The organism is Psychrobacter sp. AOP3-A1-26 (genome assembly GCF_052378235.1).
In the GTDB taxonomy this organism is placed as follows: Bacteria; Pseudomonadota; Gammaproteobacteria; order Pseudomonadales; family Moraxellaceae; genus Psychrobacter.
The window spans coordinates 30,365-51,930 of the sequence record NZ_JBQSXN010000015.1; the positions used below are offsets into that span (position 1 = coordinate 30,365).

Annotated in this window: 20 protein-coding genes; 10 read left to right on the forward strand and 10 right to left on the reverse strand. The window is 43.7% G+C overall.

Annotation, left to right across the window (positions count from 1 at the left end; all coding sequences use genetic code 11):
* Window positions 1-81: 81 nt before the first annotated feature.
* The 4 genes from ACT3TU_RS04455 (at window position 82) to ACT3TU_RS04470 (ending at window position 3,427) form a co-directional block, all read left to right on the forward strand.
* On the forward strand, window positions 82-1,341 hold the full coding sequence (locus ACT3TU_RS04455) for an XdhC family protein (protein WP_192523445.1): 1,260 nt from the start codon (window positions 82-84) through the stop codon (window positions 1,339-1,341).
* Window positions 1,338-2,153, forward strand: coding sequence for a nucleotidyltransferase family protein (locus ACT3TU_RS04460; RefSeq protein ID WP_192523444.1), 816 nt, complete (start codon window positions 1,338-1,340; stop codon window positions 2,151-2,153). The genes ACT3TU_RS04455 and ACT3TU_RS04460 overlap by 4 nt, the downstream gene beginning before the upstream one ends.
* Window positions 2,146-2,742, forward strand: a complete 597-nt coding sequence (locus tag ACT3TU_RS04465) for a GNAT family N-acetyltransferase (RefSeq protein WP_225735159.1) — start codon at window positions 2,146-2,148, stop codon at window positions 2,740-2,742. The genes ACT3TU_RS04460 and ACT3TU_RS04465 overlap by 8 nt, the downstream gene beginning before the upstream one ends.
* Window positions 2,743-2,905: 163 nt before the next feature.
* Window positions 2,906-3,427: an HdeD family acid-resistance protein gene (locus tag ACT3TU_RS04470; protein WP_192523443.1), complete on the forward strand. Its 522-nt coding sequence runs from the start codon at window positions 2,906-2,908 to the stop codon at window positions 3,425-3,427.
* A 114-nt stretch (window positions 3,428-3,541) separates the two neighbouring features.
* Here the strand turns inward: ACT3TU_RS04470 and ACT3TU_RS04475 are convergent, their stop codons facing one another.
* From ACT3TU_RS04475 to ACT3TU_RS04500, 6 genes are all read right to left on the reverse strand, one after another.
* Complete coding sequence (locus ACT3TU_RS04475; protein ID WP_192523442.1) at window positions 3,542-4,210, reverse strand: class I SAM-dependent methyltransferase; 669 nt, start codon at window positions 4,208-4,210, stop codon at window positions 3,542-3,544.
* A gap of 305 nt (window positions 4,211-4,515) precedes the next feature.
* On the reverse strand, window positions 4,516-5,130 hold the full coding sequence (locus tag ACT3TU_RS04480) for a hypothetical protein (protein WP_192523441.1): 615 nt from the start codon (window positions 5,128-5,130) through the stop codon (window positions 4,516-4,518).
* A gap of 41 nt (window positions 5,131-5,171) precedes the next feature.
* Window positions 5,172-5,789, reverse strand: a complete 618-nt coding sequence (locus ACT3TU_RS04485) for a hypothetical protein (RefSeq protein WP_192523440.1) — start codon at window positions 5,787-5,789, stop codon at window positions 5,172-5,174.
* A 74-nt stretch (window positions 5,790-5,863) separates the two neighbouring features.
* Window positions 5,864-6,613, reverse strand: coding sequence for a PhnD/SsuA/transferrin family substrate-binding protein (locus ACT3TU_RS04490; RefSeq protein ID WP_192523439.1), 750 nt, complete (start codon window positions 6,611-6,613; stop codon window positions 5,864-5,866).
* Between the two features lie 3 nt (window positions 6,614-6,616).
* Window positions 6,617-7,111, reverse strand: a complete 495-nt coding sequence (locus ACT3TU_RS04495; protein ID WP_192523438.1) for a PAS domain-containing protein — start codon at window positions 7,109-7,111, stop codon at window positions 6,617-6,619.
* A 362-nt stretch (window positions 7,112-7,473) separates the two neighbouring features.
* Window positions 7,474-7,836 (reverse strand): roadblock/LC7 domain-containing protein, encoded by a 363-nt coding sequence (locus ACT3TU_RS04500; RefSeq protein ID WP_010201036.1) that lies wholly within the window; start codon window positions 7,834-7,836, stop codon window positions 7,474-7,476.
* Between the two features lie 673 nt (window positions 7,837-8,509).
* Between ACT3TU_RS04500 and gdhA the strand changes: the two genes are divergently transcribed.
* The gene (gdhA, locus tag ACT3TU_RS04505) at window positions 8,510-9,856 is read left to right on the forward strand and encodes an NADP-specific glutamate dehydrogenase (protein ID WP_192523437.1); all 1,347 of its coding nucleotides are present in this window, start codon (window positions 8,510-8,512) and stop codon (window positions 9,854-9,856) included.
* A gap of 492 nt (window positions 9,857-10,348) precedes the next feature.
* Window positions 10,349-10,930 (forward strand): PepSY domain-containing protein, encoded by a 582-nt coding sequence (locus ACT3TU_RS04510; protein WP_192523436.1) that lies wholly within the window; start codon window positions 10,349-10,351, stop codon window positions 10,928-10,930.
* A 305-nt stretch (window positions 10,931-11,235) separates the two neighbouring features.
* Here ACT3TU_RS04510 and hutI read toward each other — a convergent pair whose 3' ends face one another.
* The 4 genes from hutI to hutU form a co-directional block, all read right to left on the reverse strand.
* Window positions 11,236-12,582, reverse strand: a complete 1,347-nt coding sequence (gene hutI / locus ACT3TU_RS04515) for an imidazolonepropionase (protein ID WP_192528755.1) — start codon at window positions 12,580-12,582, stop codon at window positions 11,236-11,238.
* A 55-nt stretch (window positions 12,583-12,637) separates the two neighbouring features.
* Window positions 12,638-13,714: a formimidoylglutamase gene (hutG, locus tag ACT3TU_RS04520; protein ID WP_192528754.1), complete on the reverse strand. Its 1,077-nt coding sequence runs from the start codon at window positions 13,712-13,714 to the stop codon at window positions 12,638-12,640.
* 37 nt (window positions 13,715-13,751) lie between these two features.
* On the reverse strand, window positions 13,752-15,314 hold the full coding sequence (gene hutH / locus ACT3TU_RS04525; RefSeq protein WP_192528753.1) for a histidine ammonia-lyase: 1,563 nt from the start codon (window positions 15,312-15,314) through the stop codon (window positions 13,752-13,754).
* 208 nt (window positions 15,315-15,522) lie between these two features.
* Window positions 15,523-17,205 carry a urocanate hydratase gene (gene hutU / locus ACT3TU_RS04530; protein ID WP_263973693.1) on the reverse strand — a complete coding sequence of 561 codons (1,683 nt, stop codon included), beginning with the start codon at window positions 17,203-17,205 and terminating at the stop codon, window positions 15,523-15,525.
* A gap of 246 nt (window positions 17,206-17,451) precedes the next feature.
* On the opposite strand from hutU, the gene ACT3TU_RS04535 reads away from it, so the two are divergent.
* The 4 genes from ACT3TU_RS04535 to ACT3TU_RS04550 all read left to right on the forward strand — a co-directional run bounded on the left by ACT3TU_RS04535 (window position 17,452) and on the right by ACT3TU_RS04550 (window position 21,046).
* A complete protein-coding gene (locus ACT3TU_RS04535; RefSeq protein ID WP_192528751.1) occupies window positions 17,452-18,219 on the forward strand; it encodes a UTRA domain-containing protein in 768 nt (255 codons plus the stop codon).
* A 337-nt stretch (window positions 18,220-18,556) separates the two neighbouring features.
* Window positions 18,557-19,393, forward strand: a complete 837-nt coding sequence (locus tag ACT3TU_RS04540) for an amino acid ABC transporter substrate-binding protein (RefSeq protein WP_192528750.1) — start codon at window positions 18,557-18,559, stop codon at window positions 19,391-19,393.
* On the forward strand, window positions 19,393-20,151 hold the full coding sequence (locus ACT3TU_RS04545; RefSeq protein WP_444784071.1) for an amino acid ABC transporter permease: 759 nt from the start codon (window positions 19,393-19,395) through the stop codon (window positions 20,149-20,151). Before ACT3TU_RS04540 ends, ACT3TU_RS04545 begins: the two co-directional genes overlap by 1 nt.
* A 151-nt stretch (window positions 20,152-20,302) precedes the next feature.
* The gene (locus ACT3TU_RS04550) at window positions 20,303-21,046 is read left to right on the forward strand and encodes an amino acid ABC transporter ATP-binding protein (RefSeq protein WP_192528749.1); all 744 of its coding nucleotides are present in this window, start codon (window positions 20,303-20,305) and stop codon (window positions 21,044-21,046) included.
* The last annotated feature ends 520 nt before the right edge of the window (window positions 21,047-21,566 follow it).

Here is a 21,566-nt window from a genome sequence, read left to right on the forward strand (position 1 = left end):
AGCCCGTTAGCTATAACAGTTAGCGGGTTTTATAAGCTGATGATTATGGATACAAATAGTAGATAGTATATAAGAGGAATTATGAATCAGGTCGCTGATATTCTTAAGCTAGCAAGCACCGCGCAGGAGCAAAACGTTGACGCGGTGCTGGCGACAGTGGTGCGTACCGAAGGCTCGGCATATCGCCGTGCGGGCGCGATGATGCTTATTTGTGCAGATGGACGCTCAGTTGGCATGATTAGTGGCGGTTGCCTTGAGCCGCATATTATAAAACGCGCCTTTTGGTTGACTCGCAACGGTGCAAATGTGCAGGTTTACCAAACTGGCGATGAGCCGTTAGACGAAAATAATGAATATAGTGGTCGTAGTGATTTAGAGAGCGAGCTAAATTTTGGTTTAGGCTGTAATGGAAAGATACACGTATTATTTGAGCGTTTAAAAGCTGCGCTGCCATTCCTAGATATTATCCGCCACGTACGTCGTACTCAGCAGCCAGCAATGATAGCTACTTTAATCCGTTCGGATAGCAATGATATTAGACCGTTACCAGCTGGTATACGAGTAGATATAGAAACTTATATTAATAGCGGAAAACTCACTATTATTAAGGATGATAATATTTCTAATCAAGCTTTAATAGATGCTTCAAACCCTGTTACTCATGCGCTTAGAGAGACGGTTGAAGCGTTATCAAAGCATGAGGTTTCTGATAAAAACACTGAATACGTGATCTTAAAAAATGAAGGTTTAACGACAGAGTGGCTGCTACAGCGCTTACAACCACAAATACGTTTGCTTATTTGCGGGGCCGGTAACGACGTGATGCCACTGGTGACCATGGCAAAGCTGCAAGACTGGCATGTCACTGTCATTGACAGTCGCGCACAATATGCCAGTCGCCTACGCTTTCCTCAAGCTGATATCGTGATGCCATTGTTATTAGATGCACACGAGAAACTACTCAGATTGAGTGAGAATGCAGCGGTAGCTTTGATGTCACATAGCCTTACCCAAGACCGTGCTCGTCTTTTAGTATTACTAGAGCATTCGACCCATTATAAATATCTTGGGCAATTGGGTCCGCGTTATCGTACCGAGCGTCTAATTAATGAGATTAATGCCGTCAAAAAGAATCCTACTGCCTTAAAGGAAGGTATTAGTAAACTACACTATCCTATTGGCTATAAATTAGGCGGAGACGGACCTGAAGCATTGGCACTTGGTATCATGGCGCAGATAACTGCCGTTGTGCATCATAAAAAATCGCTAACAGGTACTTTAGAAACTGAACTTTCAGGTACAGCAGCCATGAGCAGTATTGCAACGCTGAGCTGCGTATGAATAAGGATAAATCGACAACAGTAGAAGCTAAAACACAGCAGCTAAATGGCGTGCAACAGCAAAGCTATACTCAACATAAAACCCATCCGCCACATAACAGCCACGCCATCATTATATTAGCAAGTGGCTTGAGTCGCCGTCTTGGTCAAGCCAAGCAATTACTTTGCAAAAATAGCGAACCATTAATTAATCATATGCTTAAGTTGGCATTGAGCACTCAGCCACAAGCTATTATTGTTGTCATTCCTCATGACAATTCTGTGACTCAAAACAAGTCGTGTATTAGTAATAGGATTCAATCAGCAATTGAGCCAATAGCTGTACAGTATGCAACTATTTATACGGTTATAAATCCTACGCCTGAAACAGGTATGGCGAATAGCTTGAGCTTGGGTATTGAGACATTGGTTAATCTTGATGACAGGCTTATTGATCGTGTGTTAATCATGGGCGTTGATCAGGTTTTATTAGATAAGCCGCATTTAAATGCATTATTAGCTGGCAAGAAGATAGTGGTTGCAAGCAGTTATAGTAACAATGATGACTGGATGTATTTAGATAGCGCAACAGAAGATAAAACTGCCGTTACTGCACAGGCTAAAAAAGATATCATCGGACTGCCTTTAGCGATTAATTATGACCTACTAAAGCAATGGCAGGCAGAGCTAGTAGGTGATAAAGGACTGCGCCACTTGATTAGAGGACTGCCGCTAAGTCATATAAGTACCGTCAGAAATAAGCAACTCAGTTATGATATCGACACACCCGAGCATCTTGCTTATGCCAAGCAACAAGGCTGGATTGATGAGTAATATTAACGATGGCGAATATTCCATGATACAGGTTTTAGAAACAGAACGTCTTTTTCTTAGGCAATGGCAGCCAGCTGATTTTGCGGTATTTGCTGAGATGAATGCCGATCCAGAAGTTATGCGCTATTTTCCTAAGTTATTAACTCCTAAAGTCAGTAATATGATTGCTAATAAATGTCAGCAGCTTATTGCTGATCAAGGTTGGGGACTTTGGGCGGTAAGTTTGAAAGACGGCTCAAAAACGTCTGGAAATTTTATCGGTTTTGTTGGCTTGAATAAAACCCATACAGATATGTCTTTTGCCCCTGCTGTCGAGATTGCATGGCGACTGCGCAAAGAGTTTTGGGGACAAGGTTATGCTACCGAGGCGGCACGTGCTTCATTAGCGTTTGCTTTTAACGAGTTAGCACTCAATGAGGTCGTCTCATTTACTGCTGCTATAAACAAGCGCTCGCAGCTTATTATGCAGCGTATTGGCATGACCAACATGCAGGATAATTTCTATCACCCTGCGCTTGATACGAATCATCCACTGGCTGAGCATGTATTATATAAAATTACGCGTCAACAGCAGCATAGTATGGATTAATTTTGATAAACCATCATAAACAGTTAGCAGGCTTATGAGTATAATACAACGCCCAGACCTTGATCTTAACAGGACTACTCGAATATATTACCACCGTCATACAAGATGAAAAACGCGCTACGATATAATATGCTTTCTATTAAATATAAAGTAAGGTCGTGTTATGAGTCGTACGTTATGGCTGGTGGTCGGTATCATCAGTATTCTTGGAGGGATTTTTGCATTCTTTAATCCGCTTAGCGCCACTTTTGCCGCTGAACAACTAGCAGGGTTTATATTCCTTTTGGTGGGGGTGTTACAGTTTATTGCCCTATTCCGCGCTCATAGTACCACTGGCAAAGTGCTGGCTGCAATCGGTGGTGTGCTTGGCATATTGATCGGTATTGAGCTGCTACAAGATCCGCTGCAAGGTATATTAACGTTGACCATGGTGGTTGCTATTTTATTTATGGCAACAGGTATCGTGAGAGTGGTTGTTGCTTTCGGCCTACGCAAGACAGTGGCTTTTATACCCGTATTAATCTCAGGACTTATCTCGATTGCGTTAGCTGTTATGATATTTAGTGGATATCCGCGCTCGGCGACCTATATTCTTGGTATATTATTGGCAGTTGAGCTGATCTCAAACGGCATATCGCTGATTATGTATTCACGTGTACAACCACCTTTGGTTCGAAATACATAGATTTTAGTGGTGACACACCCTAAAAAGACTCCATCAATGGAGTCTTTTTTATTTTATACAGTATTTTTATTTTATACAGTATCAGAAATTTCAATACAGCGTAACAGGTTTGTCCTATAAAGCCGCACGCGAAAACGTCAAGATATGCCCTTTAAATGGTACGTCAAGGTAAGTGGTATCCTCAGGCTTAATATGCTTGCTGCTAAATCCAAACTCTATCATTTTCTTTGTGAGTTTGTTTTTGCGACCACGTCCTGGGTCGACGACGATGACTTCACACTTTGGCAGGGCATGACGCTCGATGAACTCAGCCAACATATCGATGTGTTGGTCTTCATATAATAAATCACTACCGATAATCATATCAAACTGACCAAGTCCACTGTTGTCTTGGGCCCAATCTAAACGCTCAAAATTGATCTCTTTATTATTGTTGAGCGTGGTATTCCTATCGAGGAAGTACTCAACGGTTGGGTGATAATCGGTTGCGGTAATATCGGCATGGCGATGGTTGAGTAATAGGCTTGACAGCGCCATACCGCAACCCACTTCCAAAATCCGCTTGCCCGTAATATCGTAATCAAGCATATGGTTGGCCAGTACCAAGCTCGATGGCCATATCACCCCAAACATCGGCCAAGAAGCAGAGCAAATGCCTAGCTTAAGCGCCTCATCGTCTGGATCACTAAATTGCTGATTGTCACGGAGGGTGCAAATGTGGATGTCGGTGCTGCCAATTTCAATTGTTTGATAACGTACGCGCACAGTAGTCAGCGAAGTCATAAACTTTCCTAAAAAATAAGCAAGAGTGCAAGGTTTGGCAGTGATTGCCACTTTCAAATAGGAGGTTGGTTTAAGAGGATAAATGATTAATGTATGGTAGTTTTATAAAGTTTTCAATTAAATAATATAGTGAGTGATAGTATGACCTAACATTTGACAAGTTGTTGTTAATTTTGAGGGTATTCTTATTACTGGCTTTGGGGGGTGAGGTAGATGCGCCTAATATAGAGTTAGGCACATCTTTACTTTATGGAATGCACAGGCTAATGGTTTAATGTTGAGTTTAGAGTAACTGAGGGCAGGCCCTAGTTAAGGAATCTCAATCCAGACGTTTTTAACGCCCAAACCAGCTCTACAAAGGCTCGACTGTTGGTTAAGGGCTCGCCATCGATGATAAGTACGTAGCCCGAACCGTCAATCCACAAAAACACAAAACTGGTCTCAGGAATCAGCAAATCGACTTGTTGAAAGAAGGAGATAGCTTGGCTTTCTACTGCCCAGCCGCGTTGTTTTTGGCGTAACATAAATCCTGAAAAATCCGCCGCTGCCACACTGAGCATATCGGCTTCTTCTTGAGTGTAGCCGATACGCGCTAGGCAAAACCCTTCATCAGAGCCAATTGCTGCACGGCGTTTACCAGATAAGCTTGCCACTACATAGGGTAAAAACTGATCTAATGGTAAATTGGGCGCTGGCAAAAATAAAGAAAGCTTTTCAATCCATCCATGCTCAATAAAAGTATCTAGCCATTGGTCAGAATAGCGTTCAAGCCAATCGGCGGCCAGTAGTGTTTGCCCATAGGACAACAAGTCTTGCAATGCCAGCTGCTCAGCAGTAGGTTCATTTTGTGAAAACGCTTCAAAAATACCAGCTGGGGTTAAAGTTAGATAGGTTTTATCAGCATTTAAGTAAGAGGACATAGCGGCTACCATTGTGATGAAGGGGGTAAAGAGGCAATAAATTAAGTCTTAACGGTTTGCTCAAGGCGTTGTTGGCAATCGTTCCAGCGTTCATCGAACTGCCAGTCGCTTTTGCCCAAACGGAACCAAACCAAAGAAAAGGCTAGCCGATCATGACGAGCGATACAATGAGCAAAGAACTCGTTTTCGACTTGCTCAATCGTACTCCAGTCCTTATCCTCACGGGCTTGCATTAGCTCTTCGGTGATGTCCTTAGAGATTTCTTTGGCGTCATCACTACTGATACGTAAGCGTTGTTTTTGCTCGTTAAGAGAAGGCGATATCAGTACACTCCAGCGGGTCGCCAGCATACTATTTCGGCTGATATAGCTTTTTTTATCAATACAATCGCGAAAGCCTTTTTCTACATGAGGGTAGAGGCGATCTTTAATACGCGTAAACAGATTGTTTACATCGTAAGGGATGTCATACCAGCAGCCATAAAAAAAGTCGGCGACGGCGCCTTGCAGCGGCTCTTTTTCGTTTAGTAATAAGGCAGCATTGATACGTTGTTCATGAAAATGTCGGTTGTTTGGGGCGATAAATATTTTGCGTGAGTAATAACGATACACTCGGCGCGCTTCCATTTCATTTTCTTTGATAAGGTCTAAATCAGACATAATCGTGTCCTGTCAGTCATAGCCAATATTGTAGCGCAATAGGCTATGACCTAAGTTAGATGCCAGTGAACCTGCTAGTCCATTAAAGTTTCCATCAAGTCTATCATAAACTCAGCATCTTCCTCGTCCATGGCTTCAAAACCTTGAGGCATACCAAGCTCTGTTAAGGCTTCTTTACCGTCATCATCGTTATGCAAATTCAACACGGCATTCATCAGAATGTCTGTATCAGGAAAGCCGTCTTTAATTAGTAATACATGGCTAATATCTGCCAAATCACTTTCGATTAATACGTTTAATTGGGCTTTGGTCAAACGTGAAAAGCTGTGAAAAATCTCAGCCAAAAAGAATGCTGCTTGTGCATCGCCTTTGATAACTTGGCGTGCTGCTGCTTGATAGGTTTCGGTCACCGACCAATTCAAATCGCCCTCGTTTAAATCGACCGCCTCAAGCAAGCGTAAACCAATGAGCTTAACATCACGGTTATTGGCCATCGCAATGGTCGCGCCATTTGCTAGGTCTTCTAAATTATTGATGTCGCTATTGGCACCAGCGGCAATGACCATTTCATCAGATTTGCCGATAGGACGGGCAACTGCACGGTAGCCTTGCTCACGGATAAGCGTCGCTGCATCAAAAGGGTTGGCATAAATAACTTGCATGTCGCCTGCATCGATAAGCGCCTCTTGCTCAGCATGTGAGGCAGGCATATTGAGATGCATGTTTAGGTTGGCACGTTTTTGAATCAAGATATTAAACATGTGCCAGCCTGCAAAACGCTCAGGCGAAAAATCAGGGGCGATTAACATATTGTGTGTCGTCATGATTTATCCTTCCTCGTTTTGTTTCATTTCGGCGTACTGAGCGATGGCGGCGTCAATTTTGCTGCGCGAAGGCTTGCGGCGTACCGAAGTATAGCCAACCGTTTCGCCGCGGCGAACGTTAGGTACAACCGTCGCATAAACCCAATAATGACTGCCGTCTTTGCACAAGTTTTTAACATAACCATGCCATTTTTGTCCTGCTTCAGCAGTTGCCCATAGGTCTTTATAGGCGGCTTTTGGCATATCTGGATGGCGCAAAATAGATTGTGGCTGGCCGATGAGTTCATCAGCAGTGTAGCCGCTAATTTCGACAAAGGCATCATTGACGTGCGTCAAAATACCGTCTAAATCGGTACGTGAAACAATCAGCTTACCGTCAGGATAAGGGCGTTCAACACCAGTATCATAGATAGTACGTGAGGTGCCGTCATGATAGGTCAGCGTGATCTGCTCAGCTGGCGTGTCAGGCTTCATTGCGTCAGGGAGTGGAGAACCCATCGTAACCTCCTTTATTTATTGTGGTATAGATAATAATGAATAAGCGGGTTTGCTTCATGCTTATTTTCAAGGTACTGGTCTTTAATGTGCTTCTACATGCTTATTTTTCATGAGTAGCACTTATACGGTGCTGAATATGATGACGCGCTAGGATTGGGTTTTCTCAATTTTTAAAAGCTCAAGTTTCAAAAACCTCAATCATTGACTCAGTATAAACAGTGTGTAATACCTTAAATTATTTTTATGAGACAGTGAGCTCATTTTCATTTAAAGTATTATACACAGAAGAAGTCTATATTGTAGACGCCGAAGAGAACCACAGCGTTAGCACTTTAAGAACGTTAGCACGTTAAAACCAACGATTAGATAAGTTTGGCCAGCGCCTCTGAAGCACGTTTGATGTCTAGAAATATCAAACCAAGTTTGGCGTTTGGTTTTGCCATAATAGTTAGTACCGCTTCATCACCTGACGAGGTCATGATGACGTAGCCTTTTTCACCTTGAATCATGATACGGTCAATGCTACCGCGAGCCAATTCGCGTCCTGCACGGTCACCTAGTGACAATAGAGCTGCTGACATTGCACCAACGCGGTCTTCATCAACACCTGTTGGTAGAGCAGATGCAATCATAAGGCCATCGTTAGAAATCAAGGCAGAAGCCTCAACATCAGCTGATGAGCTGTTTAAATCTTCCAAAATTTGCTGGAATGAATCAGTACGCATATCGAACTCTCTATGACGGGTTATTAATTGAACAAAATAACGGTTAATAATGTTTTAAGCAGTCTTTAACTAGCGGCAATATTATAAGCCCTTACTATTAATATTGATATGATATGAGGTGAATAAAAGGCCAAATATTCAATGTTTTTTAACCTTTCAAGGCAGTTTAATAACCTTTCGTCATTCACTTCTTAATCTTATATAACAAAAGTTTGTTTTAGTGGTTTAACTATTACTTTTATTTTTAGCTTGACGCTTATTCCATACAGTAAGTTTGATAAAATCAATAAAAGAACCTAAGTTTCTAATCATAAAGCAGTCAAAATATTCAACATTGGCTTTGATTTTTTTTGACTACTAAGTTTTCGTCAACGGTCATTTTATACATTATAATTATAAAAAAGTTGTTCATCACTTTTGATGATGGTGATATTTACTAGACTTATACGCCTAAAAAATGATATATAGATGTAAGGCAAAAAAGTTTGTGCTTCTGGATGTACTATTTAGAGACACAATTAACGGACTTCTAATCCCACCAGTTCCTAGACAGAACAGCGTACAGGAGCGACTGCAATCCCACATTAGCGTTTGCCATCCGATCGTTTGCAGTAATGCGATAAAACGCCAATGTAAATCAGCACGACCACAATTTTTACCTTAAGGAACCTATATGAGCATCAGTCAGGCTATCGAAAAAATTGAATCACAATACGCCCACCAATCTGAATTTATCCAAGCGGCAAAAGAAGTGGCCCTTACGATTAAGCCACTATATGATGCGCATCCTGAATACGAAACTTTGAAGATATTTGAGCGCCTGACTGAGCCTGACCGTATTTTTAACTTCCGTGTTAACTGGGAAAACGATCAAGGTGAAGTACAAGTCAACCGTGGCTGGCGTATACAGTTCAACAATGCTTTAGGCCCTTATAAAGGTGGTCTGCGCTTTCATCCAACCGTGAACGAATCGGTTCTAAAATTCTTAGGTTTTGAACAAATATTCAAAAACGCACTGACAGGCTTGCCTATTGGCGGCGGCAAAGGTGGCTCTGATTTTGACCCTAAAGGCAAAACAGACACTGAGATTCGCCGTTTTTGCTATGCTTTTATGCGTGAATTGCATCACTACATCAGCAAAGATATGGACGTACCAGCGGGCGATATCGGTGTTGGTGGACGTGAAGTCAGTTATATGTTTGCCATGTACAAAAACCTGACGCGCGAATCTACCGGTGTTCTGACTGGTAAAGGCGTCGGTTTTGGCGGCAGTTTAATGCGTACTGAAGCGACGGGCTATGGCGCCGTATATTTCTTAGAAAATATGCTTGCCGCACAAAACGAAGAACTTAAAGGAAAGAAAGTCTTAGTATCAGGCGCGGGGAATGTCTCGCTACATGCTGCTGAAAAAGTCTGCATGCTTGGTGGTATTGTCTTGACGGTTTCCGATTCTCAAGGCACTTTATATGATGAAAAAGGCCTCAATCAAGAAAAAATCGATTGGCTCAAAGCGCAAAAAGAGCAAAGCAAACCACTAGCAGAATATGTCGATGTTTTTGGTGGTAAGTGGCTTGCAGGCGAAAAGCCTTGGCAATTCAAAGCGGACATTGCGATACCTTCAGCGACCCAAAATGAAGTCAATGAAGATGAAGCCAAACAGTTGGTAGATAATGGGGTCAAATACGTCGTTGAAGGCGCAAATATGCCGCTGACTGCTGATGCCATCGATCATATTCGCTTGTATCGTGTGCATTATGCACCAGGAAAAGCGGCAAATGCTGGTGGCGTCGCTGTTTCAGCGCTGGAGATGTCACAGAACTCAGTGCGTCAGTATCAGACCTTTGATGAAGTAGATGAGCGCCTAAAGTGCATCATGAAAAACATCCATGACTGTGCGGCTGAAGCGTCAGAAGAATATAACCAAACGGATAAAGGTTATATTGACTATATGGCGGGCGCAAATATCGTTGGTTTCAAGCGTGTTGCTGACGCGTTATGTGCTTATGGTATTTTGAACTAAGTTTTGATCAGTACTACTTCTCTATCAGTGCTATATAAAAACTTATACCATTCACAAAAATTAGAGTGGCAAGGAAAACGAGTGCAAGTACTACGCTTTGTAGACTAAACGAGTTTGACACAGCTAATCTTACTTTTTGGGTTTGGTATAAGATTGAGTTATGGTCGCTATCATGAATAGCGCCTGAAAGGACACCATACATACCGCGCCTACTTTGATGAGTAGGCGCGTTTTTTTTCTATAAACAATGATAATACATTGAGATACTTTTTTGCGCCAAAGAGCTCTCTAATCAGCGTTATGATAGGAAACACGATAACGTTAGATACTCAAAATTTAGGTAATACCATTCACAAAAATTAGAGTAGCAAGGAAAACGAATGCCAGTGCTACGTACTGTAGACTAAACGAGTTTGACACAGCTAATCTTACTTTTTGGGTTTAGTATAATTAGAAAAAAATCTATACAGCATAGATAAGGAGATAATTATTATGAATAAGGCTCTTAAGCGTTTTCAACTAACGACATTAGGTGCTTGTTTGACATTGGCTTTGACAACAGGTGTCATGACGACAGCCGCCAGTGCCTCTAGTCATTCAGATGAGGTGCGCGCTGCTCAAGCTGCAAAAATCAGCTTAAAGCAAGCCATTAATATAGCCAGTAAAGAAGCTACTGGTACTTTAGTTAGTGCCGAATTCGATGACGATGATAGTGATGCTGACGGCAATGGTGGCGTGTATGAAGTAGAGTTCAGCACTGACCGTATCAACTATGAAATCAAAATAGATGCTATGACTGGTAAAGTTGTCAAATCTGAATCTGAGCGTTTAGATAGCGATGATACTAACGATTATAAAGTACAGAAAAAGGCAAAAATCAACATTGTGGCGGCGATGAACCTTGCTGAAAAGCAAACAGGCGGTCAGGTGATGGAAATTGAGTTTAAAAACGACCGTGATTATGCAAAACATACCTCATATTATGAGGTTGAAGTACTCAAGGGTCAGAAAATTATTGAACTCAATATCGATGCCAATACAGGTTCAGTGTTTAAACGTAAGGTTAAAAAGTAATCGCCTAATGATATAAGTTAAACCATGGGTGTAGGGCGTGTCCTCAATCTAAACGATAATACCTAAATGGGCTAAAATGGCTAAATTTTGCTAAACATCGTCAAATATTTGGCTAATATCCCGATATTATCTGCACTATTTTCCTTGTTTAACTGCAATTTAACTCATTTTCATCACCATTTTTAAAATGAGGACACGCCCTAGTACTATTGCTATAAAGTTTTTCGCAGCCTCTCTCAGTTCCTTAGCTGAATTCTATACAACCCCTAATATGAATGACTCTTTTTGATTTAGATCTGGCTATGCTATCCTTTACGCCATTGTCCTTTGATCATAATACCTTGGATAGGGTTGAGTCCTATCTGATAGCATAAATCGGCAGGGCGGGTAATATCCCAAAGCGCTAAATCGGCATCACAGCCAACTTCTATACGCCCTTTATTAGGTAGTCCTAAAGCCTGCGCAGCATGGACGGTTGAGCCTGCCAATACTTCTTCAGGGGTTAAATAAAATAGCGTACAGCCCATATTCATCGCTAATAACAGCGATGTCAGTGGTGATGTACCAGGATTACAATCGGTAGAGATTGCCATGGGCACTTGATGCTTACGTAGCGCTTCAATCGGTGGCAACTTGGTATCACGCAAGGTATAAAATGCACCAGGCAAGAGTACAGCAACCGTATTACTTGCGGCCATCTTTTTTATATCACCTTCTGATAAATGCTCTAAATGATCGCTGGATAATCCTTGATATTCAGCAACCAAGGCGCTACCACCGATATCAGATAGTTGCTCAGAGTGCAGTTTAACCGGTAAGTTCAGCGCGCGCGCAACCTCAAAGACGCGCCTGATTTGTGCCGCACTAAAGGCGATGTTTTCACAAAAGCCATCGACCGCATCGACCAAGCCTTCTTTATGTAGGATTGGCAACCATTCGCAAACTTGCTCGATATAGTCATCGGCACGGTCCTGCATGTGAGACTGGTATTCAGGGGGCAGGGCGTGAGCCGCCAGATAAGTGGTGCTGACATGTATGTCGTATTTGTCCCCGAGCTGGCGTGCGACTGTGAGCATTTTACGTTCGGTGTCTAAGTCCAAGCCATAGCCAGACTTAATCTCGATACTGGTCACGCCTTCTTTAATCAAAGCAAGCAGGCGCTTTTCACTTTGGGCAAATACTTCTTCTTGACGGGCTTTACGAGTGGCGCTGACCGTCGCGACAATCCCGCCACCTTGTGCAGCGACCTCTTGATAACTGGCGCCGTGTAGACGCGCTTCAAACTCATTGCTGCGATTACCAGCATAGACCAGATGTGTATGGCAGTCGATTAAGCCTGGCGTTATCCAACCGCCATTAATATCTTTGATTTGATCCGCTTGATAATGAGAAAGGTGTGATGTCATCTGTTCGGTCGCGCCAATCCATGCAATTTTCCCGTCTTTGATACCGATAGCTGAATTTTCTAGTTGACCATAAGGGGTGGTTTTTATTGAGGCACTGCTTGCTACCGCCGATTCATTGTCCTTGTTGCCAGCATGAATATCAAAACCATACTGCGCTGAAAATGTGGCAAGATTGGCATTGATAATGATGTGATCAAAAGAGGTCATCGTTGCAGCATCAGTTGTTTGGTTTGCTGTGTTAGTCATAATATACTCCTGTTAAGTGCTGATAATCAGGTGAGTTATAAAAGTGGTTATGTGTTTAAACCAGTGTCGTTAATAAGTGTTGCTCAATAATAGTTGCTAATAGTCTCGCCGCGACTTTACAGCTGCGGGCATCAATATCAAAGGTTGGGTTAATCTCAGCAATATCGGCTATTTTTACTTTATTTGATGCCATAATAAGCTTGACCGCGCGTTCAACGAAACTCAGCTGAATACCATAGGCGGCGGGCGCACTAACGCCGGGAACAACGCTTGATGGCAAGCAGTCCATATCGATCGTTAAATAAATAATATCCACGCTATCGATGAAGGTTGTTATTTGAGCAGTAATTTTTTTCCATTTTTTATTGGTACAATCTTCATCACTGATGATATGTACACCCAACTGCTCAGCACGATCAAATAGAGCTGCAGTATTCGAAAATCGACTGACACCAATACAGCAATAGTTAAATGGCTGACCGTGCTCATCAAGGTGTTCTGCTATTTGTCGAAATGGTGTGCCAGAAGTAGCCACATCAGACTGACGAATATCTAAATGCGCATCAAAGTTGATAATGCCAATACGCGGCGTCGCGCTTGTATCAGTCGAGCTTATATCATTGGCAGCATCTGTTTGTCGTAGCGCCTGCCATAACCCTAAAAAGCTACCATAAGCGATGGCATGACCACCGCCAAGACCAATGGGCAAGCCACCTTGCTTAATAATCTGACTCACCTTATCGGCATAGTGTGCTTGGGCTTGTTCTAGAGTGCTGGCGGCAAAGCCATCATTGTCATGGCAATGTATATCACCGGCATCACCCAGTAAAGTTAGCAGCTGACCATTAAAGCGCTGTTGCAAGTCAGCGATGACTGGTAGCGTAGCAAATGCCTGACGAATCAATGGCGGAGCAGCTCTTGCGCCCACACGTCCTTGATTACGTCTGACACCTTGGTCACAAGCAAAGCCAATCAGTCCAATACGCTGTCCTGCCCTTGGTATAGCACCATCAAACGCATAAGGCTGTGCAAGCTGATACCAGTAGCAGGCGCGTGCTGTCTCAAACGGTTCGGCACGTCCTGTCCAGCGGCTCATATCCGCTGCCGTGTGGCTAACATTTATTGTAGTCATCGCCGATCTCCTTTAACATACATTTAAAGCTATCTGCTTACTTAGACTCGTACCAATTGCTACGTAATTCTTGCCAATGCTCTGCAAGGGTACCAGCTAATACTAACTGCTTTGCCGCTTCAATATCAGGCGCTAGGTAGCGGTCTTTATCATAAAACGTCACTTGCGCGCGTAGTGTTTGATGCGCGGTCGTCAATGCTTCTGAAGTATCTAGTCCACGATGGAAGTCGATTCCTTGACCCGCAGCAAGTAGCTCAATACCGATAATAGTGGCAGTGTTTTGCGCCATTTCATACAAGCGTCGTGCGCAATAGGTTGCCATCGATACATGGTCTTCTTGGTTGGCGGAAGTTGGAATACTATCGACGCTGCCAGGATGAGCGATGGATTTGTTCTCTGAGGCGAGTGCGGCGGCGGTCACATGGGCAATCATAAAGCCTGAGTTGACCCCAGCATTGTCAACCAAGAATGGCGGTAAACCACCTGAGAGAGTCGCATCGATTAGCAAGGCGATACGGCGCTCAGACATAGAACCAATCTCGGCAATGGCTAAGGCTAGAATATCAGCCGCAAAGGCCACTGGCTCAGCATGAAAGTTACCACCTGAGATAGCAACAGGACCGTCTTCATTGTTAAAGATAAGTGGGTTGTCAGTGACGGCATTTGATTCAATCAATAGTGTCTTGCCTGCTTGATTGATGATATCAAGGCAGGCACCCATTACTTGCGGCTGACAACGTAAGCAGTAAGGATCTTGTACTCTATCGTCTTGCTCGCCGTCATGGGAGGCGCGAATGGCGCTACCTTTAATAAGCTGACGGTGGGCTTTGGCGATTTCAATTTGACCATGGTGCCCACGTACTTCGTGAATACGGGCATCAAACGGTGCATCTGAGCCTTTAGCGGCATCGATAGACAGTGAGCCGACGATAGTTGCTGTCTCAAGTAAGTCACGCGCCAAGAAATAACCACGCAATGCCAATGCGGTGGATACTTGGGTGCCATTGATAAGGGCAAGACCTTCTTTGGCCGCTAGGGTAATTGGCTCAAGACCATGCTGCGCTAACGCCTCAGCGGCTGGCACGCATTGACCAGCGACATAGACGTCGCCTTCGCCCATCATTGCCAATGTCATATGTGACAAAGGGGCGAGGTCTCCTGACGCGCCAACTGAGCCTTTGGCAGGAATGTTTGGCGTGATTTGATTATTAATTAAGCCAAGTAAGCTATCAACGACCTCGCGACGTACGCCAGAGAAGCCTTGCGCCAAACTGGCAACCTTCATGACCATAATCAATCGAACCACACTATCTGGCAATGCCTCACCAGTACCCACCGAGTGTGAAACGATAAGGTTACGCTGAAGTAGCTCGAGCTGATCATCACTGATACGGGTCTTTGCTAAAAGCCCAAAACCGGTATTGATACCATAAGCGCTCTTATCACGTGCAATGATGGTGCGTACATCTTCATGTGAGGCATCTATCGCTTTATAAGCGCTGTCAGGCAGGGTCAATACGACAGGCTGCTCGTAAATATCGCGCAACATCGCAAAACTTAATTGGCGAGGGTGTAGAGTTAATTGTTTGATATTGTTCATAGGGAGAATCCTTGTTATATAGGCAATTCTAAATAAAGTCGATACGACTGTAATAAAGTAAATAACCACGTGCTACTGTTATCAATTTTTCTTGCTTGCTGTTCGCGAGCGTGACAGAGGCTGCGAAAAAATTACTCCAGTAGCACTCGTATCAGTTTTAAAGTGAATCAACTATATATTTATTTTTATAAGGTAAAAATGATTTGGGCTACTTAATCATCGGCAAGTTTAGGCCGTATTCTTTGGCTGTCTTAATCGCCAGCTCATATCCTGCATCAGCATGACGCATGACACCTGAGCCGCAATCATTGACCAGTACTCGCGATAAGCGTTTGGCTGCCGCATCAGTTCCGTCAGCGACGATGACCATGCCTGAATGTTGCGAATAGCCCATGCCAACACCGCCGCCATGATGTAGAGAGACCCAAGTTGCGCCGCCTGCGACATTAAGCATACCGTTCAATAGCGCCCAATCAGATACGGCATCTGAGCCATCTTTCATGCTTTCTGTTTCACGGTTTGGACTGGCAACAGAGCCTGTGTCTAAATGGTCGCGTCCGATAACGATAGGGCCCTTTAGCTCACCATTTTTGACCATCTCGTTAAAGGCAAGACCCGCTTTGTCACGCTCACCAAGACCTAACCAGCAAATACGCGCAGGCAATCCTTGAAACTGGATACGCTCTTTTGCCATATCAAGCCAGCGATGGATATGTTGATTTTCTGGGAACAGCTCTTTAATCTTTTGATCAGTTTTATAAATATCTTCTGGATCACCTGATAATGCTACCCAGCGAAATGGCCCTTTACCTTGGCAAAATAGGGGGCGTATATAAGCCGGAACAAAACCTGGGAAATTAAAGGCGTCTTTAACCCCTTCATCAAAAGCCACCTGACGGATATTATTACCATAATCGGTCGTTGGAATATCCATGTCTTGTAGATCTAGCATTGCTTGTACGTGAACCGCACAAGACTGAGCCGCTGCTTTGGTTAGCGCGGCATGTTGCTCTGGATTTTCTTGAGCAGCTTTCCATTCTTCAACGGTCCAGCCACTTGGTAGATAACCATTAATCAAATCATGTGCTGAGGTTTGGTCAGTGACCAAGTCCGGCTTCATGCCGCCAGCGTTAGCGCGTTTGACCATTTCAGGTAAGATGTCCGCAGCATTGCCAAGTAGGGCGATAGAAACCGCTTCACCAGCATCGGTATGCTGCTTGATAAGCTCGTAAGCATGGTCTAGATTATCAGCCTGCTTATCGATATAGCCCGTACGCAAGCGAAAATCGATACTAGATTGTTGGCATTCGATATTTAGCGAAGTCGCTCCAGCAAAGGTCGCGGCCAATGGCTGCGCGCCGCCCATACCGCCAAGACCGGCAGTCAAAATCCAGCGGCCTGCCCAGCTACCATCATAATGCTGACGACCAGCTTCGACAAAAGTCTCATAAGTACCTTGGACGATGCCTTGGGTACCGATATAAATCCAACTACCAGCAGTCATCTGACCGTACATAAATAAGTCTTTGCGGTCGAGCTCATTAAAATGCTCCCACGTGGCCCAGCGCGGCACAAGGTTGGAGTTAGCAATCAATACACGCGGTGCATTTTCGTGAGTCTGAAAGACGCCGACTGGTTTGCCTGATTGCACCAGTAAGGTTTCATCATTTTCTAATTCTTTTAGTGATTCTAGGATTTGATCGTAGCTTTCCCAATTACGGGCTGCGCGTCCGATACCGCCATAAACGACCAAGCTTTTTGGGTTTTCAGCGACATCAGGATGCAGATTGTTTTGCAGCATGCGATAAGGCGCTTCGGTCAGCCAGCTCTTACAGTGTAGGGTACTGCCGGTCGGTGCGGCTATATTGCGGCTCTCGTCACGGCGGGTCATTTTATTAGTCATCATCGTTCCTTATGATTTTCTAAGTAGTGGTTCTTTTAAACTAAAGCTTTTAAAGTTGTATATACAAATTATCAGGAATGTTTTTTTTATGCAAGGTTTTTTATTTATTACCCATTAATTTTTTAGTGATTTTGTAGTTAGGTACTTACCATGTAGTTTTGCTGAGGCTTGTCAGGTTATCTCGTGATATTATGGCGCTATTCCCATGAGTACAGTTGACGGTTAAAGGCGGATATGACAAAGACAATTCCAGCGTATCAGCGGATTAAAAATGCGATATTAGACAATATTCATTCTGGTAAATGGCAGGCAGGCAATGCGATTTCTACAGAAATGGCGCTAGCAGAAGAGTTTGGTGTGTCACGGATGACGGTAAATCGCGCTTTAAAAGAGCTGAGCGAGGAGCGGGTATTGGAGCGTCGGCAAGGCTCAGGGACTTTTGTCGCTCAGCAGCAGTTTAATCACACCTTTGTGGAAGTGCGCAATATCGCTCAAGATTTGAAATCAGCCAACCGCGATTATCAGGCGCAGGTTGTGAGTAAGCGTCCTCTGACAGCCGCTATGCTAGATGATGAGCTGCGGCGTAAGTTTGATCTTGAGGCAGCGGTTGTACCTTCTGGTTTACAAAAGGTCAGTCATGTTGATACTAATAATAGCGACGCAGTGGTTTTATATGAGGTAAAAATTATCCACTTTGCTGATGGTCAACCGATACAGTTTGAAGAACGCTGGGTCGATGCCGTCAAAGTTCCTGAATTTATCGAGCAGGATTTTAGTGTGGTCAACACCAGCGATTACCTCATTGCCAAAAGTCCACTGGAGCGCGGCAGCTATACCATTCGTGCCGTAGCCGCACCTGATGCGATTGCAGCTGCCTTACAGATATCCGTACAATCGCCAACCTTAGTCTTGCGTCGGCAAACCTATTCGTCAGGTCAAGTGCTGACCTTTGTCAAAATGTGGCATGCAGGTGACCGCTATCAGTTCTCAGGCGAGTTATAAATGAGATGTAACCTTACGCATGCTCACTGTTTTTGTACGTTTATTCTCTCCCAATTACGCTAACATATGGAATAGCCACTATTTAGACGACATCGCCAATTAGACGACATCGCCAAAGTTCTGTTTTGTTCTAAAAACCCTAAAGTTTAAAGATAATATAGCCGTAGTATTGAAAAATATACTGCATATCCTCAAATCGGGCAGCCAAGGCCAAAGATAATAGAGCACAGGCTTTATCGCCATCCCTGTATTTCATGAGTTAGCCATTTTGTTCGGCTTATATAGTTTTGCTCCAGTTATATTTTTGTATTATTCATTCATCTTATAAGGACGCCTTATGAAACGTCGTACTCTTTTAGCCCTTGCCGCCAGTACCGTATTACTGGCCGCTTGTGGTCAGTCCACTACTAATGACACCGATACCACTGCAACAGACAGTGCTGCGAGTGGTAGCTCAGATTTGCTGCAACGTATCAATAATGGCGATACTATCATCGTTGGTACAGAAGGCACCTATCCACCGTTCACTTATCACAATGAGAGCGGCAAGCTCACCGGTTATGATGTCGAAGTCACACGAGCTGTTGCGGATAAGCTAGGCGTTGAGGTGGATTTTAAAGAGACCCAGTGGGATGCGATGCTGGCAGGTTTGGATTCAAAGCGCTTTGACATGGTGGCGAATCAAGTGAGCTTGACCACCCCTGAGCGTCAGAAAAAGTATGATATCGCGACACCTTATAGCTGGTCAGGAGCCGTCGTATTAGCACCGACTGATGACAATCGTTACAGTTCGTGGGAAGGCTTAAAAGGCTTGCGTACCGCGCAATCACTGAGCAGTAATTACGGTGAGCTGGCAGAACGCTATGAAGCAGAAATCGTCCCTGTCGACGGTATGGCGCAAGCCGTGCAATTGGTCAAACAAGACCGTGCTGACTTTACAATGAACGATCGACTTGCCGTGTTAGATTATCTAAAAAAATTCCCAGATGCCAATCTTGAGATTAAGCTGACGGCCCCTAAGAGCGAGCAGCGTGGTTCAGGTTTGATATTGATTAAAGGTGATGACGCAGTCGTAGAAAAACTTAACGACGCGATGGCGACATTACAAGCTGATGGGACGCTAACCGAACTTAGCGAAGAATTCTTTGGTGCTGATATAAGTCAACAAAAATAATGCTAGCTTCCACTATACCAGCGTCTGTTATGTCGGCGTCATGGCTCGCAGATCTATTGGCGTTATTGCCTTTTATGAGTCCTGATCGGGCACAAATCGTTATCTCGTCTTTTTGGCCCATGCTCAAAGGTGGTATCTATTATTCGATACCGCTGGCATTGATATCATTCGCCATCGGTATGGCCATTGCGCTGACAGTGGCGCTGATTCGTATCGTGCCGCGTGCTGGCTGGTTTCATGAGGTGATTTACAGACTTGCCCGTATTTATGTGTCTGCCATTCGTGGTACGCCGATGCTGGTACAGTTGTTTATTATCTTCTACGGTTTGCCGAGTATTGGGTTAAAACTTGATCCATTTCCCTCCGCAATCATTGCTTTTTCACTCAATATCGGTGCTTATGCATCTGAGACGGTGCGCGCCTCTATTTTATCTATTCCAAAAGGACAGTGGGAAGCAGGCTCAACCGTCGGCTTGACCTATTTGCAAACCTTTCGCCATGTTATTTTGCCGCAAGCGCTGCGTGTGTCAGTGCCGCCGTTATCGAACACCTTTATCAGTTTGGTAAAAGATACCTCGTTGGCGTCACTAGTATTGGTCACTGAGCTGTTTAAACAGGCGCAGATTATCACGGCGCGTAACTATGAATTTATGCTGGTTTATACCGAAGCGGCGTTTATTTATTGGGGTATTTGTCTGTTTTTGACCTTTATCCAAGGTAAGCTTGAGACCCGCCTAGATCGCTACGTCGCTAAATAATACCCAACCCGAAAGTACGATTGGTGGCGTCAAACGTGCTTAGCCTATTAGGTGTAGTACTTACGCTCGTTTTCCTTGCTACTCAAGTTTTGGGAATGCTATAACCTATTCTTTATAAAGCATCTTTTCTAATGTTTAAACGGAAATCTTTATGATTCAAGTCAGTAATATTCACAAAGCGTTTGGTAGTAATCAAGTGCTAAAAGGCATTGATTTGACCATTCATAAAGGTAAGGTGGTGGTGATATTAGGGCCATCAGGATCAGGTAAAACGACGTTTTTACGTTGTTTGAATGCGCTTGAGATTCCAGATCAAGGCGTGATTGCCTTTGATGATGGCAGCTTGACGGTCGACTTTGCTCATAAGCCGAATAAAAAAACTTTATTGGCCTTGCAGCGTAAATCAGGCATGGTGTTTCAGTCTTATAATTTGTTTCCACATAAGACAGCAATTGAAAACTTGATGCTTGGGCCTACGGTGGTACAAGGGCAACGTAAAGCGCAAGCGCGCGAGCAAGCAGTGGCACTACTCGATAAGGTAGGATTGTCTGACAAAGCCAACCTTTACCCGTTTCAGCTATCTGGCGGTCAGCAGCAGCGTATTGGTATTGCTCGTGCCTTAGCGATTGAGCCGTCATTGTTATTGTTCGATGAGCCAACGTCTGCGCTGGATCCTGAGTTGGTACAAGACGTACTCGGGACTATGAAACAGCTAGCGTCTGAAGGTTGGACGATGGTGGTGGTGACCCATGAGATTAACTTTGCGCGTGATGTCGCCGACCATGTGGTGTTGATTGAAGATGGATATGTGGTCGAGGAGGGCAGCGCGGAGCAAATGTTTGAGTTATCAACGCACCCACGCACGCAAGCATTTTTGCAGCGTATTCAGCTATAAACTACTTATTCAGCTGTAACCTATTCAATCGTAAAAAAATCATCAGTCGATCGGCTGATGATTTTTTTGGCTCATTCCTCATTTTTATCAGTATTAGATCACTTGCATAAGTCTGCATTGTTTACGTTCGAAATGAGTCTGTCTGCAATATACCCTAATATCTGTTGAACATATTTCTCTGAAGGTATCGCTAATTTAGCGCAACCGATACAACGGCTTTTTTGTGCAAGAAACATTTACCATAATCATCGTTATGGGGATACGTTCGGTGCGCTGTCAACGAACCGAACTGCTAGTGTTAAATATGAGTTTAATGACTATAGAATCGTCAATGCAGGTCATTACCATTGAAGTGTATGGTTAAAAAATTTAAAGTTTAGTTATACGAATTTGACAACGGGAGTTGTTTTTTGCAATGTGGAGGATTATTCATAAGTGGAAAAACTATTATTTTTTATCTTTTTTTAGATTTTCTAACTTCTCCATGTGTCTTTTTTGCTCTTCTTTAATTGCTTGAGTA

Excerpts from the sequence above, each read along its gene's own strand:
- ACT3TU_RS04540 (WP_192528750.1), top strand. The coding sequence starts at position 18,557 with ATGAAACGTCGTACTCTTTTAGCCCTTGCCGCCAGTACCGTATTACTG.
- ACT3TU_RS04455 (WP_192523445.1), top strand. The coding sequence starts at position 82 with ATGAATCAGGTCGCTGATATTCTTAAGCTAGCAAGCACCGCGCAGGAG.
- ACT3TU_RS04535 (WP_192528751.1), top strand. The coding sequence starts at position 17,452 with ATGACAAAGACAATTCCAGCGTATCAGCGGATTAAAAATGCGATATTA.
- hutH (WP_192528753.1), bottom strand. The coding sequence starts at position 15,314 with ATGAACAATATCAAACAATTAACTCTACACCCTCGCCAATTAAGTTTT.
- ACT3TU_RS04510 (WP_192523436.1), top strand. The coding sequence starts at position 10,349 with ATGAATAAGGCTCTTAAGCGTTTTCAACTAACGACATTAGGTGCTTGT.
- ACT3TU_RS04475 (WP_192523442.1), bottom strand. The coding sequence starts at position 4,210 with ATGACTTCGCTGACTACTGTGCGCGTACGTTATCAAACAATTGAAATT.
- ACT3TU_RS04470 (WP_192523443.1), top strand. The coding sequence starts at position 2,906 with ATGAGTCGTACGTTATGGCTGGTGGTCGGTATCATCAGTATTCTTGGA.
- hutU (WP_263973693.1), bottom strand. The coding sequence starts at position 17,205 with ATGACCCGCCGTGACGAGAGCCGCAATATAGCCGCACCGACCGGCAGT.
- ACT3TU_RS04495 (WP_192523438.1), bottom strand. The coding sequence starts at position 7,111 with ATGGGTTCTCCACTCCCTGACGCAATGAAGCCTGACACGCCAGCTGAG.
- ACT3TU_RS04480 (WP_192523441.1), bottom strand. The coding sequence starts at position 5,130 with ATGTCCTCTTACTTAAATGCTGATAAAACCTATCTAACTTTAACCCCA.
- hutG (WP_192528754.1), bottom strand. The coding sequence starts at position 13,714 with ATGACTACAATAAATGTTAGCCACACGGCAGCGGATATGAGCCGCTGG.
- ACT3TU_RS04465 (WP_225735159.1), top strand. The coding sequence starts at position 2,146 with ATGAGTAATATTAACGATGGCGAATATTCCATGATACAGGTTTTAGAA.
- ACT3TU_RS04550 (WP_192528749.1), top strand. The coding sequence starts at position 20,303 with ATGATTCAAGTCAGTAATATTCACAAAGCGTTTGGTAGTAATCAAGTG.
- ACT3TU_RS04460 (WP_192523444.1), top strand. The coding sequence starts at position 1,338 with ATGAATAAGGATAAATCGACAACAGTAGAAGCTAAAACACAGCAGCTA.
- ACT3TU_RS04545 (WP_444784071.1), top strand. The coding sequence starts at position 19,393 with ATGCTAGCTTCCACTATACCAGCGTCTGTTATGTCGGCGTCATGGCTC.
- ACT3TU_RS04485 (WP_192523440.1), bottom strand. The coding sequence starts at position 5,789 with ATGTCTGATTTAGACCTTATCAAAGAAAATGAAATGGAAGCGCGCCGA.
- gdhA (WP_192523437.1), top strand. The coding sequence starts at position 8,510 with ATGAGCATCAGTCAGGCTATCGAAAAAATTGAATCACAATACGCCCAC.
- hutI (WP_192528755.1), bottom strand. The coding sequence starts at position 12,582 with ATGACTAACACAGCAAACCAAACAACTGATGCTGCAACGATGACCTCT.
- ACT3TU_RS04490 (WP_192523439.1), bottom strand. The coding sequence starts at position 6,613 with ATGACGACACACAATATGTTAATCGCCCCTGATTTTTCGCCTGAGCGT.
- ACT3TU_RS04500 (WP_010201036.1), bottom strand. The coding sequence starts at position 7,836 with ATGCGTACTGATTCATTCCAGCAAATTTTGGAAGATTTAAACAGCTCA.